We start from the raw sequence: 15,595 nt of genomic DNA, 5'->3' as shown, positions 1-15,595 counted from the left end.
TAGTTAATAAACCGGGTTTTTTTGATGTCTATAAAAGGCTGGTTTGGATGTCGCTTACTGCTAAAAGTAGCTTGTCGTTTTGCTCTGTATTTAGGGTATCTGGTTTTAGGTTATCAGCCACCGACAAACTGATAATATTTTCTCCGGGTAGGTTAATTATGGCTGGGTTTTCTCCGGTAAGAAAACTATCTATGTTTAACCCTTGAGGGTCTGTTTTTTCTGTTTTTGGTGTGTTTTGATTTTCCGAACTGGTAACTGGTGCATAGGGGTTTTGGGTATCTTTGAGGATGGCTAAAAGTTGGCCGGTGAGGCTGTCGCTGACGAGGGTATCTTTGGCGTTGATGTCTGTCCCTTGATTATATGTGAGATTAGAGAGGTTGAATTTATCTTTCTCGAAATTGAAGTTATAGATAGTATCAATTCCGCCGCTAAGTCCCAGTATGATGTTGTCAATGGCATTGCCAGCGTAGATTTCATCGTCTCCTAAACCGCCGTCAAAGGTATTAAAACCTCCGTGTCCGTTTAGCACATCATTGCCTAATCCGCCTAACAATGTATCATCGCCACCGGCCCCGTTGAGGCTGTCGTTGCCATCTCCACCAGCCAGATAGTCGTTGTCTTTGCCACCGTCGAGGTAGTCGTTGCCGGCTTCCCCATAGAGGCTATCACTACCATCAAGTCCTTTGAGGGTGTCGTCTCCGTCTGCTGCGTTGAAAATGTTGGCTTGTTCGTTGCCGGTGAGGGTGTCGTTATAGTTGGAAGCTTGGATATATTCGATGTTGCGGATATTGTCGCCTTCTGCATCACCAAACTGGCAGCGGTTTTGTTGGAGGTTGAGGCTGATAGCGGTGTTGGAGTTGAGGTAGGTAAGGGTGTCTATGCCGTTACTGCCATCCATATTATCAACACCGGCCCCTCCGATAAACCAGTCTTCGCCGTCGCCGCCGGTGAGGGTGTTGTTTCCGTCGCCGCCGTCGAGGGTGTCGTTACCAAGATCGCCGGAAAGGTTGTCGTTGTCTTGTTCGCCAAATAAGCGGTCGTCATTTTCGCCACCGGCTAAGTTATCGTTACCTTTACCGCCTTTGAGTACATCTTCTCCTGAGTCGCCGCTGAGGTTGTCGTTGCCGTCGTCTCCGTAGAGATGATCGTTATCTTCACCACCGGCCAGGTTATCATCGCCGGTTTCGCCACGCAATATGTCTTTGCCTTCGCCACCGGAAAGCTTATCATTGCCTTCTCCACCGAGTAGCGAGTCGTTGCCTTCGTTGCCTTCTAGGTTGTCGTTGCCTGCTTCTCCGAAAAGGGTGTCTTCTCCGAGACTGCCGCTTATTTTGTCGTTGCCGTCTCCACCGAGTAGGGAGTCGTTGCCGTCTCCACCAAGGAGGGAGTCGTTGCCGGCTTCTCCGAAGATCAGGTCGTTATCGAGGCCGCCTTCAATGGTATCGTGGCCGGTGCCTCCGTAGAGGGTGTCGTCGCCGCCGCGTCCGTCGATGATGTCGTTTCCACCTAAACCGTTGAGGATGTTGGCGCCGGTGAGGTTGTCGTTGCCTTTGTATTCGTAGGTTTTGTCGTGGCCGGTTGGGGGTGCGTTGTAACCGTATAGACTGTCGTTATATTCGGAACCTTCGGCATTTTCGATGCTGCACAGTTCGTCACCGGCTGCGTCGCTTTCCCAGGCTTTTTGTTGTTGCAAGTCTACACGAACTCCTGCGGGGGAGGTGTGATAAGAGATGGTGTCGTCTCCGTTGCTGCCGTCTAGGATGTCTCCCCCGCTGCCTCCTATCAGGGAGTCGTTGCCTTCTTCTCCTTTTAGTATGTCTTTGCCGGCTTCTCCGTAGATGGTGTCTTCTCCTGCATCGCCGTAGAGTTTGTCGTTGCCAGCATTGCCGTTGATGAAGTCTTGTCCGTCGTTGCCGTTGATGTAGTCATCGTTTGTTCCTCCGCTGATGGTGTCGTTTCCTGCGTCGCCGGTGATGTTGTCTTCTCCTGCATCTCCGTTGAGGATGTCGTTATCTTCGCCGCCACTGATACGATCATCTCCTGTTCCGCCGTTGGCTGTGTCTTCTCCTGCGTCGCCGGTGATGTTGTCGTTGCCGCTATCTCCATTTATGAGGTCGTTTTCTGTTCCACCGGAAATGATGTCGTTGTCTTCGCCACCGTTGAGGGTGTCGTTTCCTGCATCTCCGGTGATGTTGTCGTTGCCGCTATCTCCGTTTATTAAGTCGGTGTCTTCGTTGCCTGAAATAATGTCGTTGCCGTCGCCGCCGCTGATGGTGTCTGCGCCTTCGTTGCCAGTAATAGAGTCGCTGTTTTCGTTACCGGCTATGTTGTCGTTCCCGATACCGCCGCTGATGGTGTCGTTGCCTGTTCCGCCGGTGATGTTGTCGTCGCCGTCTTCCCCATAAATGCTGTCGGCGCCTTCGTTGCCGTACAGGAGGTCGTTGTCGGTACCTCCAAAGATGCTGTCTTGTCCGTTGTCTCCGTTGATGCTGTCGGCGTTTTCGTTGCCGTACAGGAGATCGTTGCCGATGCCACCGCTGAGGCTGTCGTTGCCTTCGTTGCCATAAGCGATGTCGTCGCCAGCGTCGCCGCTGATAATGTCGTCGCCTGTTTGGCCGGTGAGGCTGTCGTTGTCTTGTCCACCGCTGAGGATGTCGTTGCCGTCGTTGCCTTCGAGGGTGTCGTTGCCGATGTTTCCAAAGAGTAAGTCGTTGTCTTCGTTGCCAAACATGAGGTCGGCTTCGCTGCCGCCGCTGAGGGTGTCGTTGCCGGTGTGGCCATAGAGGGTGTCTTCGTTGGCGTCGCCGGCTAGGATGTCGTTGTCTTCGTTGCCGTTGAGGAGGTCGAGGCCGTTTCCGCCGCTGAGGTTGTCGTTGCCTTGGTGTCCGTTGAGGAAGTCGTCGCCGTCGTTGCCTTGGAGGGAGTCGTTGCCGGTTTGTGCTTGGAGGGTGTCGTTGTCTTGGCCGCCGGCTAGGTTGTCGTCTCCGTTTCCGCCGTCTAGGGAGTCGTTGCCAGAGTTGCCAAAGATGCGGTCGTTGTCGTCTTGGCCTTCAATGGTGTCGTTTTCGCTTCCTCCTAGGATGAGGTCGTCTCCGCTGCCGGCTTGGATGCTGTCTTCTCCGGCGTCTCCGTTGATGAGGTCGTTGCCAAGTTCTCCAAATATGGTGTCTTGGTTGTCGCCGCCGCTGATGTTGTCGTTGTCTTCTCCGCCAAGGATGCTGTCGTTGCCGGTGTCGCCAAAGATGCGGTCGTTTCCGAGTTGTCCAAATATGGTGTCGTTGTCTTCGTTTCCTGAGATGAGGTCGTTTCCGTCGTTGCCTTCTAGGTAGTCGAGGCCGGTGTTGCCGGTGATATTGTCGTTACCGGCGTTTCCGTAGATGGTGTCTTCGTTTTCGTTGCCTGAAATAATGTCGTTTCCGTCGTTGCCTTCTAGGGAGTCGTTGCCGGCGTTGCCTGAAATAATGTCGTTGCCTTCTTCTCCATAGATGCTGTCGTTGTTTTCGCCGCCGCTGATGCTGTCGTTGCCGAGACGTCCATACAAGAGGTCGTTGCCGTGATCGCCAAAAATGGTGTCGTGTCCAAAACCAGCATCGCCTGCAACGGTGTCATCGCCTCCACCGGCATAGATAAGGTCGTCTCCGTCTCCACCTCGGATCTCGTCTGCATCTCCGAGGTCGCTGATGTTTTCCAGGTCGCCGTAAAGGGTGTCTATGCCTAAGTTACCAAAGATTGTATCTTGTCCTAGGCCGCCGATTATGTTGTCGTTGCCGGTTTCGCCGTAAAGGGTGTCGGTGTTGTCTCCGCCGTTGATGGTGTCGTTTCCGCCGCCGCCGGTGATGATGTTGATGCTGCTGTTGCCGGTGATGTGGTCGTTGCCGGTGTCGGAGGCGATGACGTATTCAATTTTGGTGATGATGTCTGTGTTTCCCCAGCCGTCGGTGGTGATGCCGGTTTCTAGGTTTACGGTAACATTGCCTGGGTCTCGGCGATGGCTGAGGATGTCTTGATCTCCGTCGCCGCCGTCTAGGGTGTCGTTGCCGGCGGTTGAGATGAGTAGGTCGTTGCCGGTTAATGCGAGGATGATGTTGTGGCCGGTGTTGCCGATGAGGGTGTCATCGAAGGCTGAACCGATGATGTTTTCTAGGTTTCGGAGGGTGTCTGTTGTACCAAAACCGTCGAATGCTGTGCCAGGGCTGATGCTAAAGGTTTTTTCGAGGTCGGTGTAATATTCTATGGGGTTGAGGAAGTCGTTAACTAATGCGTTTTGCCGTTGTTGGGTGTCGTGTTGATAGTTGCGTGTTTCGTCTATGTTGACGACTACGCCGCTGGGGGAGTTGTCGTAACTGACGGTATCGTTTTCTGTTCCGCCGTCGATAAAGTCGTTGCCGGTGTCGCCTTTTAGGTAGTCGTTGTTGCTGTTGCCAAAAAGTTGATCGTCTCCGCTTTCTCCGTAGAGGAGATCGTTTTCTGTTCCGCCGTCTATGTAGTCGTTTTCTGTGCCTCCATATAATACGTCGCTGCCGGTTTCTCCTAATAGGGTATCGTTTCCTTGTTGTCCTAATAAAGAATCATTTCCACTACCAGCAGAGACATAATCATTTCCATCTTCTCCATAAACAGTATCATCTCCAGCTAACGCATCAACAACATCATTTCCACTGCCACTCGTAATGATATTAACTCCATCATCACTTTGTATTTGGTCACCAAAGCTTGAACCAACAACGTTTTCTACACCAGAAATAATATCTTGACCACCAAAACCATCTGTAGCAATACCATCTCTGAGGCTGACGGAAACACCATTAAGATCTCGACGGAAACTTATAAGATCAATTCCCTCACCTGCGTCTAGTTGGTCGTTTCCACCACTGCTAATAAGAAAATCGTCACCAGCACTCGCTTCAATCACATTATCTAAAGCATTGCCGATTAAAATATCGTTATAAGAAGAACCAACGATATTTTCAATTTCAACAAGATTATCCTGCGTACTAAAACCATCTAATGCTGTACCTGAACCAATAGCAAAATTAGTTTCCAGGTCAAATATTCCTGCTGTTTGTTGGTTTGTATAGCCCTGCGTTTCATCAATGTTGACAATAATTCCGCTACTTGAATTGTTATAGTCAATAGTATCTTTGCCAAAACCTCCATTTAATAAATCATTGCCTTGTTCAGCTTGTAAAATATCATCTCCTTGTTCACCATGAAGGCTATCATCACCAGTCCCGCCGTAAATAGTATCATTGTCTTCGGCACCCATAATTCTATTACGAGATGAATTGCCGTAAAGAACATCATTCCCTGCTTCCCCATATAGATTTTCATCACCAGCAGATTCAGGTAAGGTTAAAATGTCATCGCCAGCAGTTCCTACATTGGGATAAATAGAACTAAAGGGTATTGGAACAGAAATCTCGTTAAATGTTGGATCTGCACCATTATTAAACTTCGCGTACAGATCGTTGAAAGGTATGCTGACATCCGTCTTGAAAACATCAATGCGAGAGCTTAAGAAATCAGGAGCAATTTCAGGCAGATTAATAAGATTAACACTTCCACTGATATTGTTCAGAAAGGGAATGTTTTTGAATGGGGATGGTAGCTTATTAACGTCTAATTTTATCTTTCCTCTCCCAATGTCTACGTTAAACTGTGTTTCCAATTCTAATGCAATGGTTGGCTTAAAGAAAATATCTGGATTCAGTTCAAACGTAACATCTATGTTGGAATCATTATCTATATCCTTTGCAAGTAATTCATCAAGCTCAGAGTACGGAGTAGTGAAATCTAAAAATTCCCCTCCAATTATTTTTGGTTCAGTATTTCTAATTCCAACCTCAAGTTCATAAATTGCGTTTAGTATACCACTAAGTTCGATTGGTAGTAGCCTGTATTCAGCCTCAAATGGCCCAGCTTCTACTTTGTTAGCGAGAAATTTTAACTGTGGTATTTGTGCTAGAATTTTATCAAAATTTACGGTTAGGCGAGCCAACTCATCAGGATTAGATGGATCGGGGTTGGGTTCGCCCGGAGGAAGCTCTTCAGGATTGGGAGGGCTTTGATTACTAACCTTTATAGAAAACTGGTCTTCTGTAGATGAGTTTTCCACGCTAGAGTTGAACTTGGGAACGATACTTGCTTTGAAAGTTGCCAAGCCATCGAACAGGGAAATTTCATTAACGCTCATTGAAGAAGTTAGAAAATCAACTTGTCCTGGCAATAGGTTCACCTGTACTACAGGATCGTTTAAGGTATTGATATTAACCATTCGGTGTATGAAGCTTCCATTTACACCACCAATAAGGGTTTGCTCTATACCTGCTCCCGGAATACTTGCAAAAGCATTCAGTGATCCAATATTGTAGTCAAAGACAGCATCTAAAACTGCATAGGCAGAAGGAATTTTATAGTCAAGCTTGGCATCAAAGATAGTTGTGAAGTCAAACTGAAGTTTCTTCTCCGAATCACTCGCATTTAAAAGAGCTTGCAATGGGAGATCGAAATCTATTTCACCTAAATTTAAACCTGCGTATGCTTTAAATCCTGCACCAAATGATCCACCTTCTAGTTCAATTCCAGCCTGCAATCCCCCTTCATCTAAGAAGTTTGTCTTGAAGCCAGGGTATCCTGTACGTAGAATGAGAGAGTCTCCAGAGTCATATTCATAAGAATTATCGACTTGTATTCCTAAAAACTTTTCTATATAGTCTGCTGTTTTACCTTGAAAAACATAACGACCAAAATCGATACCATCAGAATAAGTTCCTGTTGTTATCGACTGTTCAACAAAGATACTAGAATTGCCTAAATTCAAAACTTTAGAGTCATCTTCTTGTTTCATTGAATCCAAAGTATCGGAATCTAAATTTTGGCCTAAAACTATCGCTGAGAAAATTGCTCCTTCATCCCCTGGTGTATCTTCACTATTAATCTGCAAATCTACATAATGCCCAATTTCCTCAATTAAAACTGCACTAATCGCTTCAGGATTACTCGCATACTTATTCAAGAAATCTTGAGATAAATAAATTGTATTTGTTATTCCTGCATAAGCAGCATTAGCCCCTTGTAGTTCCAACCCATCGACAATTTCAATTTTTGGAAGAGATGTAAAATTACTATTAATCCATTCGCTACGAATTTCTTCTAATTTACTACCGTTAAAATTACTACCAAATACACTTTCACTTTTTGTCAAAAAATCATCAGCTTTGGCAAAATTATTTAAGCTGCTGTAAACCTGTTGAAGAGAAACTTCAAGTGAAGAATTGAACAAATTTTCAGAATTAAACGTCGCCATGATTTTTTCCTCTTGGTAAATGCAAAAAAAAACAAAAAATCTCCCATCACCCACCCCCAACAGGGAATGAGCGCCTCAAATAAATCTCACAAACGTGAGATAACCGGCCCACAACCAGGCCATCAAAATTTAAGTAAAAACACGCAAGACAGTAAACTGCCTTTTCCAGTCCAAACTACGGAAAACCACTTATCTCAACGCCTTACTATGTAAAGGCTTACAACTCTAATCAAACTTAACCGTAATTTTACGGACAAACCAAATATAGCACGGCAATTACCAATGTCAAGTAGAAATATTTTACAAAGTGTGAACAAATGCGAGCCACATTAAATGACCGCACTAATCACATATATTTTTTTTGAAAATCAATCTATATCAACCATTCAGCCAAATAGCAACACATCCCACGACCTTCACAGTCGCAAGAAGAGAACTTATACATAGTTAACTTTTGTTAAACAACCGGCCCACCCAACCCAACATCAAAAACCGGCCCACCTACCCCCTCACAACCAACCCCAAAACCTCAACCGCCGCCCGTTCGCAAACACCCACCGGCCCCAACAACTCCCGCATCTCCTCATACCCCCCCAACACTTCCTCATACCCCTCACCACCCGGCAGCAACCGCAAAGCCTCATCCACAATTGCCTCTGGTGTAGCCTCTTCCTGTAACAACTCCGGCACCACCGACTTCATCCCCACCAAATTCACCGGCGACATAAACGGAATCTTAAACTTAAACAACCGGCGCGCCACCCCATACGTCAGCCCGCTCACCCGATACACCACCACCATCGGCACCTTCAAAAGCGCAATCTCCAAATTTACCGTCCCCGACTTAGAAATAGCCAAATCCGCCGCCGCCAACACCTCCCACGACCGGCCCGCCACCACCTTAGCCCGTAACCCACACGCCCGTATCCCTTCCTCAATCGCCCCTCGATACTTCTCCAACGACAGCGGAACCCAAAAACTCACCCCCGGAACCCGTTCCTGAAGCAACCTAGCAGCCTCCAAAATCACCGGCCACAAATACTTCACCTCCTGCTGACGGGATGCCGGCAACAACGCCACCGCTAACTCCCCCTCCTCAATCCCTAACACCTTGCGCGCTTCCTGGCGAGTCGGAAACTGCCCTAGCCGGTCAATTAACGGATGCCCAACCCAGCAAACGTTAGCGCCTTTTTCCTTGTAATAGCTTGCCTCCTGGGGAAACACCGCCAAAATTAAATCTGATATCTTGACAATTTGACGAGTTTGTGATGGAAACGGTGCCCACACCCACAACTGAGGCGCAATATAAAAAACCACCGGCACTCCGGGTAAATTTCCTTTTACATACTCCCCCAAAGCAATATTTGGCCCCATATAATCAATCAAAACCACCACATCTGGAGGATTTTCTTGTAAATACTTTTTGGCTTTCTTTTGCACTTCCAAAGTTGGCAAAATAAAAGGAATAGATTCTAGTAAACCCACTGAACCGATTGCCGTTGTATCTCTCAACAAATGGCAACCGGCATTAGCCATTCTTTCTCCACCTAAACCTACAATTTCTAACTCAATTCCAGTTTGTTTTGCATGGCTGAAAAGAGCTTCTATTAATAAGCCTCCTTGTAAGTCTCCTGAAACTTCGCCGGTGCTTATGAAGATTTTCAGGGTTTGGGGATTGGGAAGATGGGTTTTTTCTGGCATTTTTTCACTAAAATTTAGGCCGTAAAGTTTTTTTGGCCGGTGGAGGTTTGGGGTTTTGATTTTTTAACCGCAGATAAACGCAGATGAACGCAGATAAATAGGATAGGTTTTTGGGTTGGGTTTAGTCTTCGTCTGGGTGGGTTTCTTGAGTGTGGGATTTTGATTTTTTGCCTGGTGTTAAACCGCGCCGGCCTGGGGTTTGCGACATTTGTAAAAACCGGCTCAAATGTTGCAAATGTTCGTTTTCTGGTAATAAGCTTACGGCTTCTAAGGCTTGACTTACTGTTAACCCTGAACGGTAAATTGTTCGGAAACCTTTTTTTAGTAAACTTACATCCCCTGCTGTCAACTTTGCTCGTTTTAGACCCAGCAAATTGAGAGAATAAACCCGTGCCGGTGTTCCTTCTATTAGCATATAAGGCGGTACATCTCGGCTAATTCGACTCATTCCCCCAACCATAGCCAACCGGCCTATACGGACAAATTGGTGAACCCCTAAAACACCTCCAATAGTCGCCCTTGACTCAATATAAACATGACCCGCCAAGGCAACAGTATTGGCAATCACCACATTATCTTCAATTGTGCAATTATGGGCGACATGGCAATAGGCCATCAATAAATTTCCATTGCCGATTTTTGTAATTTCACCGGCCCCAGTTGCCCGATTTACCGTCACATATTCCCGAATCGTATTGTCATCGCCAATTTTTACACCAGTTGACGCACCATTGTATTTAAGATCCTGTGGTTCTAAACCAATAGCCGCCCCGGCAAAAATGCGATTTCTTGACCCAATTTCCGTATTTCCCTCAATAACAACATGAGGGCCAATTTCCGTTTGGGCACCAATTTTTACGCCTTCCCCAATCACCGCATAGGCACCCACTTTAACCGTTGGGTGTAACTCGGCCTGGGGATGAATAACAGCGGTGGAATGAATTAATGTTTTCATAATTGATTGATCGCTTGTTCAATCTTTCCTTGTGCGATTAAACTTGATGCTTCAACCCCACACAGTGACAGATTGAACTATCCAGCACACTCGAATAAATTTTTCAGTCCACCAAAGAGAACATCAGTTCACCTTCGGTGACCAATTTCCCATCTACCTCAGCACGGCCTTGCATTTTGGCGATCCGGCGTTGTTTGAGACAAATTAACTCTAAAGTCATTACCAATTGGTCACCAGGAACCACCGGCCGGCGGAATCTTACTTTATCAATACCGGCAAACACAAATAAACCTTTTGGCAAATCAGGTATTTGTGTTAAAACAATTCCTCCCACCTGCGCCATCGCCTCCACAATCAAAACTCCAGGCATAATCGGACGACCTGGAAAATGTCCCTGAAAATGCGGCTCATTGATACTCACATTTTTAATCCCCACCGCTTTTTTTCCGGGGACATAATCAATAATTCGGTCTACCAGCGCAAACGGGTAACGGTGGGGGAGTAATTGTTGGATTTCTTCAATCGTAAAAAGCGTTTTCGGGGCCGGTGTTGCTATCACTTGCTCGGAAACCTCTTGATTTGGGGAAGGGTACTCGGTCGAAATTTCGGGAGAAGTGGGAGCGTTAACGTCGGTCAAAGTGGACATGAGTTTTTTGGTAGATGGTGTGCTGGAATCTGAGTTTTTTGGCAAATCGGTGATCGAGGATTGGTGAAGGCGTGAAAAAATTACCATTACACCAGCCACCAGTCACCAAGGACTCTTGATCGGGTTGCAATAGTTGATTATACAAGCCGGTGGCCCACGATCTAACGCATCTTGCCACAAGTTTTGCCAAAGCACGCTCCGGCTCTTCACTGACAAATTTTCGCAACCATTGGAGACATTTTTTTCGGCATCAAACCACCGTTTCAAAGGTCAAGATCACACAACCCGACCTAATAACCGGCATCATTTGCAGCCAAAAGTCTCGCTAGTTGGACGTGCAACTTGTGACTGGCTTTGTAGGCCACATAATGAGCGCAAGGAATTTTTCCAAGCAAGCTTAGATCGCCCACTAAGTCTAAGATTTTATGACGTACCGGCTCATTTGCAAATCGCAGAGGCGGATTTAACCAGTCGGTTTCGTCACAAACCAAGGCACTCTCAAGATTTCCCCCTTTAATTAAACCGGCCTGCCGCATCTGCTCGACATATCGCGCCAAAGTAAAAGTCCGTGCCGGCGCAATTTCATCACTAAAACTTTCAATGGCCGGCGTCCAACTGTGCCACTGTTTACCAATGGCGGCAGATTCAAACTCAATACCATAGGTAAAACGAGTTACTTGAGCCGGTAGAGCAGTCACAAAGGCATCACCTTCTTGAACAAAAAGCGGAGATAAGGGCCGGCGAACGCTGTCACCCTTTCCTAGTCCCATTTCTCCTAGTGCCAGAATCGAAGACTGCTCAGCCCCACTCCCCGACACCGGCACCACTCCTGCGGAGGCAATTGCCATCACCCAAGGTTGAGCCGAACCATCCAATAGCGGTAATTCCGGCCCATCTACTTCGATCCGAACGCTCTCAACGCCCAAAGCCACACAAGCAGCCAGCAAATGTTCTACCGTCCGCACAGAAGCATCACCCTTAGCAAGTTCCACTGAAAGCGTCGAAGATCGCACAAATTCCACCAACGCCGGGATACTAGGCTTTCCAGGTAAATCAGTTCTCACAAAATAGCGACCTTCTCCCGCCGACGGCAAGATTTTCAGCCGAGTCAAAGTGCCGGTGTGTAACCCTACGCCTGAGATTTCAATCGCGCTTCCTACCGTATAGGAAGTCACAGAAGACGTTTCTATTGTTTTGAGCATCGTTGTAATGTTCCATTTAATTCACAACAACTATACAAATCAGCCATTACCCCATTACCCATTCCCTGTAGCTATCAGCCTTTCAAATCAACATTTCCAAGGCCGGCAAAATTGAGTCGGTAATTTTGACAACCCTTGGGTTCCAAAAATAAGTGGCCCCCAAAGGGCTAGATAGATGCTTGAAAACCGGGCAATTTTGTATCTAATTGCACACAAAAATAAGCCTTTTGAGGGTACTTAACTTTAGAAACGTTCTCCGATACCAAAGTGAAATCTGGCATCGCCTTCGGTACTGAAACCATAATCCACACGAATCGGCCCCAAGGGAGTATCAACGCGCACACCTAAACCGTAACCAAGGCCGGTGCCTGGTTTACCCCGCACTCCTGCCGGATCGCCTGGGACAGAACTGCCGCTGCCTAAATCACTGCCAAAATCCACAAATAACGCCCCATTCAAAAACGAAAACACCGGAAAACGATACTCAGCCGTCGCCTGAACAAAACTGCGACCGCTTCCTAAATCACCTTCATCAAAACCGCGTACCGAGTTGCTACCCCCCAAAGCAAACGCCTCATAGGGTGGCAAATCGCCTAAAATCGTACCGATTTGGAAATTAAATGCCAGAGTTTGCGCCCCTTCAGCAAATCTAAAAAAGTTCACCGGCACATACTGCGAATAACTACCGCGTAGGCGGTTGAGGAGAATATTTCCGGCACCAATCGGAATCGATTGTTCTGTGGTCAACCGCAGCACTGAACCCCTGGTTGGTTTTAAAGCGTTATCCCGCAAATCTCGGACTAAGCCAAACTGAACCGTAGTTAAATCATCCTGGCCATCTCCACTAAAACTTAAGGGACTGCCGGCTTCATCGACTGTGGCAATATCACCATCAGAGTCGCGGGTTTCCACGCGCTGATACTGCAAACCGAGCGAGGCTGTCCACTCAGAAGCTACAAGAGGATTGGGAGTCAAAGGACGAGTAAAGGTGACACCGCCGCCGGTTCGCACAATTCGAGGCCGTCCCTGATCATCCGGTAACTCGACTTCATTGGGCCCCCCAGCGAAAATTAAAGAAATCGACCGGCGGCGGAAACCGTTCACTGTATAAGAAGTACGGAAAGGATCACCGGCAATCCAAGGATCTGTGAAAGATACATCAAACAATAAAGCGCGTTCGCTGACTTGTAACTGCGCCCCTAATTTTTGGTTATTTCCACCTAGGTTTGATTCTTGATAGCTGACAGTACCAAACAAACCGGTGGCCGAAGATAAACCGGCACCGGCACCCAGTGAGCCGGTATTTCTTTCTGTAACATTCAACACCACCACAACCTTGCGGGGATCTTGACCTGGATTTAAAGACGGTTCGACTTTTTCAAAAATCCCCAACCCAAATAAGCGGCGCAGATCGGCGATCAAGGAAGTTTCATTAAGCACTCCCCCAGGCTTTAGTGCCATTTCTCGCGTAATAATAAATTCACGAGTGCGGCCTCGAATCGGATTCCCCTCTTCATCAGTCGCTTCTCCTTCTTTATTAAGAAAGCGAATTTGGACATCTTCGACGACACCTTCAGCTACTTGGAGAGTCACTCTGCCTTGGTTATCCACCGGACTTGAGGCGATGACCTGCGCCAAAATATAACCGTTGTCTTTGTACCACTGATTTAAACGTCTGACGCCTTCTTGAAATTGCCGCAAGTTGAGAATCGTGCCATACTGCGGCCTAAAAATTTCATCTACGACGCTTTGCGGCACCACACCAGCGGCACCGGCCGGCACTGCATTAATTACCACACTTTGCAAAATTGGGTTTTGTTGTACCACAAAGGTAACTCTCACCCCCAAGGGCGTGTCTTGTGGTTGGTAATCAACGGTGGAAAACAACCCCGTTGCAAAAATTCCGTTTATGTCTTCTTGCAATTGGCAGCGGTTGGTAGTCCGTCCGGGTTGTGTGCGAATCACGCGATACACTTCATTTTGCAATTCGCCTTCTACCCCACTGACGGCAACTTCGGCCACCAAAACTTGAGGCGCATTCGGATCAGGACAATCGCTGCTTTGACGCGGCGGTGTCACCGGCAAGGGTATGGGGGCCGGTGGCGGCGCTGGTCTGGTCGGTGGCGGTGTTTGTGGTGGTGGTGGCGGTGGGACTGGTTCGGGGTTTTGGGCAATGGCTGGGTGTTGTTGGGGTTTGAGTAGGCCGGTTGATAACACTGTTAACCATTCAGCCGTAGTCGCCTCTGTCTGGGCGGTCGCTATCTGTTTTTGCTCACTTTGAGCCCCGGAAGGCAAAAAAGACTTTATTTCCCGAAAATTTGTCGGCGTAGGGGCCGGTTGAACCGAGATGTTTCTAGGTTCGAGAGATTTCTGTGCACCTGCGCTTATATCATTGTCTGTACTTTTGTCGTCGGCAAGTCCGCTAAAAATCGCCCTGTTCGGCGCAGCTTTTAACAAATCCTCAGCCGGCATTTCCCTAGAAAATAAGGGTAAATTTTCGGTTTTTGTGGCAATTTCTGGGCTTTCAGATGTCTGTTCTTTTGCTTGCTCATTCAGACGACTGCCGGCCCGCATTCTTTCATTGATTGGCACAACTGCCATTTTCTCCGCGCCTTCGCCACGCTCAAAACTAAGGGATGTTTTTGGCAGGCCGGCTGAGAACAATGGGTTTTTTGCCAAACTCAGATGCTCACTGGCACTATCTGCGGAATAAGTATCAGTCGAAGTTAGAGTTTTTGCACTGATAGAGTTCGATAATGAGAGGGTTGTTGAGGCGGTTAAAACTGCCACCCATACGGGAGGTAGTCGCATTTTGTTAACGTTGTTGTTCACTTCCCACACACCTAAATTTTTGAAAGTTGATGATTCATGGTTCATTGTATGTGGTCAGCGCTCAGTAATCATCAGTATCTTGATTTGCTCGCCCTCATGCCGGCAGATTCTCTTTATCACTTTTGATTGGTTTTGTCAAGAAAATTACTTGCTTTTGACCGCTGTTTTTTAAACCATGAACCATGAATTATGAACAAAGCGCTTAAATTGTCTCAACAGCAGACAAAACGCGCTCTAAAACTCTTTGATAAGCTTCTTCGACGTTTCCGAGATCGCGGCGAAAACGGTCTTTATCCATAACGCGCTTTTGTGGATCTGCTTCGCTGTTATCCCACAATCGGCAAGTGTCGGGGCTAATTTCATCGGCGAGTTGCAGTTTTAAGAGGCTGTCAATACCAAATTCTAGTTTAAAGTCTACGAGGGTGATGTTACATTTTTCAAAAAAGTTTTGCAGGTACGAATTAATTTGCAATGCCATGTTTTGCAGTTCTTCAACTTGAGAGGGGGTGGCGAGTTCCATTTCGTAGAGGCGTCCGCGAGTGAGCAAAGGATCTCCGAGTCCGTCGTTTTTATAATAAAACTCGACTAGGGGAGTTTTGAGTACCTTTCCTTCCGGTATGCCGGTTTGTTTGCACAGACTGCCGGCGGCAATATTTCTCACCACCACTTCTAGGGGAATGATCGTTACACGCCTGACTAGCATTTGGTTTGCGGTGGGGCAGTCGATAAAGTGGGTGGGAATGCCGGCGGTTTCAAGTTGCCGAAAGATATGGCTAGAAATGGTACAGTTTATCTGGCCTTTGCCGACAATTGTGCCTCGCTTTTGAGCATTAAAAGCTGTGGCATCGTCTTTGTAATGTGCCAGTAAAATTTCTGGATCATCGGTTGTGTAGATAATTTTTGCTTTGCCTTCGTAAAGCTTTTGTTGAGAAGACATGAGGGATACCGTTATT

At 47.2% G+C, this 15,595-nt stretch carries 7 protein-coding genes; all 7 read right to left on the bottom strand.

Annotated features, from left to right (window positions below; genetic code table 11):
- Positions 1 to 28: 28 nt before the first annotated feature.
- The gene (locus NG798_RS01465; RefSeq protein WP_261220016.1) at positions 29 to 7,306 is read right to left on the bottom strand and encodes a calcium-binding protein; all 7,278 of its coding nucleotides are present in this window, start codon (positions 7,304 to 7,306) and stop codon (positions 29 to 31) included.
- A 501-nt stretch (positions 7,307 to 7,807) separates the two neighbouring features.
- Positions 7,808 to 9,007 carry a lipid-A-disaccharide synthase gene (gene lpxB / locus NG798_RS01460; protein WP_261220015.1) on the bottom strand — a complete coding sequence of 400 codons (1,200 nt, stop codon included), beginning with the start codon at positions 9,005 to 9,007 and terminating at the stop codon, positions 7,808 to 7,810.
- Between the two features lie 121 nt (positions 9,008 to 9,128).
- Positions 9,129 to 9,962 (bottom strand): acyl-ACP--UDP-N-acetylglucosamine O-acyltransferase, encoded by an 834-nt coding sequence (lpxA, locus tag NG798_RS01455; protein WP_261220014.1) that lies wholly within the window; start codon positions 9,960 to 9,962, stop codon positions 9,129 to 9,131.
- Between the two features lie 103 nt (positions 9,963 to 10,065).
- Positions 10,066 to 10,608: a 3-hydroxyacyl-ACP dehydratase FabZ gene (gene fabZ, locus NG798_RS01450; protein ID WP_261220013.1), complete on the bottom strand. Its 543-nt coding sequence runs from the start codon at positions 10,606 to 10,608 to the stop codon at positions 10,066 to 10,068.
- A gap of 290 nt (positions 10,609 to 10,898) precedes the next feature.
- Complete coding sequence (lpxC, locus tag NG798_RS01445; protein WP_261220012.1) at positions 10,899 to 11,810, bottom strand: UDP-3-O-acyl-N-acetylglucosamine deacetylase; 912 nt, start codon at positions 11,808 to 11,810, stop codon at positions 10,899 to 10,901.
- Positions 11,811 to 12,053: 243 nt separating this feature from the next.
- Entirely contained in the window at positions 12,054 to 14,621 is a 2,568-nt protein-coding gene (locus NG798_RS01440) for a BamA/TamA family outer membrane protein (protein WP_261220011.1), read from the bottom strand.
- 223 nt (positions 14,622 to 14,844) lie between these two features.
- Positions 14,845 to 15,579, bottom strand: a complete 735-nt coding sequence (purC, locus tag NG798_RS01435; RefSeq protein WP_261220010.1) for a phosphoribosylaminoimidazolesuccinocarboxamide synthase — start codon at positions 15,577 to 15,579, stop codon at positions 14,845 to 14,847.
- Positions 15,580 to 15,595 lie beyond the last annotated feature (16 nt).

This window comes from Ancylothrix sp. D3o (assembly GCF_025370775.1).
Taxonomy (GTDB): Bacteria; Cyanobacteriota; Cyanobacteriia; order Cyanobacteriales; family Oscillatoriaceae; genus Ancylothrix.
Note: the sequence above shows the minus strand (reverse complement) of the source record. Positions and strands in the feature narration are given on the sequence as shown.

Excerpts from the sequence above, each read along its gene's own strand:
- NG798_RS01465 (WP_261220016.1), bottom strand. The coding sequence starts at position 7,306 with ATGGCGACGTTTAATTCTGAAAATTTGTTCAATTCTTCACTTGAAGTT.
- lpxB (WP_261220015.1), bottom strand. The coding sequence starts at position 9,007 with ATGCCAGAAAAAACCCATCTTCCCAATCCCCAAACCCTGAAAATCTTC.
- lpxA (WP_261220014.1), bottom strand. The coding sequence starts at position 9,962 with ATGAAAACATTAATTCATTCCACCGCTGTTATTCATCCCCAGGCCGAG.
- fabZ (WP_261220013.1), bottom strand. The coding sequence starts at position 10,608 with ATGTCCACTTTGACCGACGTTAACGCTCCCACTTCTCCCGAAATTTCG.
- lpxC (WP_261220012.1), bottom strand. The coding sequence starts at position 11,810 with ATGCTCAAAACAATAGAAACGTCTTCTGTGACTTCCTATACGGTAGGA.
- NG798_RS01440 (WP_261220011.1), bottom strand. The coding sequence starts at position 14,621 with ATGCGACTACCTCCCGTATGGGTGGCAGTTTTAACCGCCTCAACAACC.
- purC (WP_261220010.1), bottom strand. The coding sequence starts at position 15,579 with ATGTCTTCTCAACAAAAGCTTTACGAAGGCAAAGCAAAAATTATCTAC.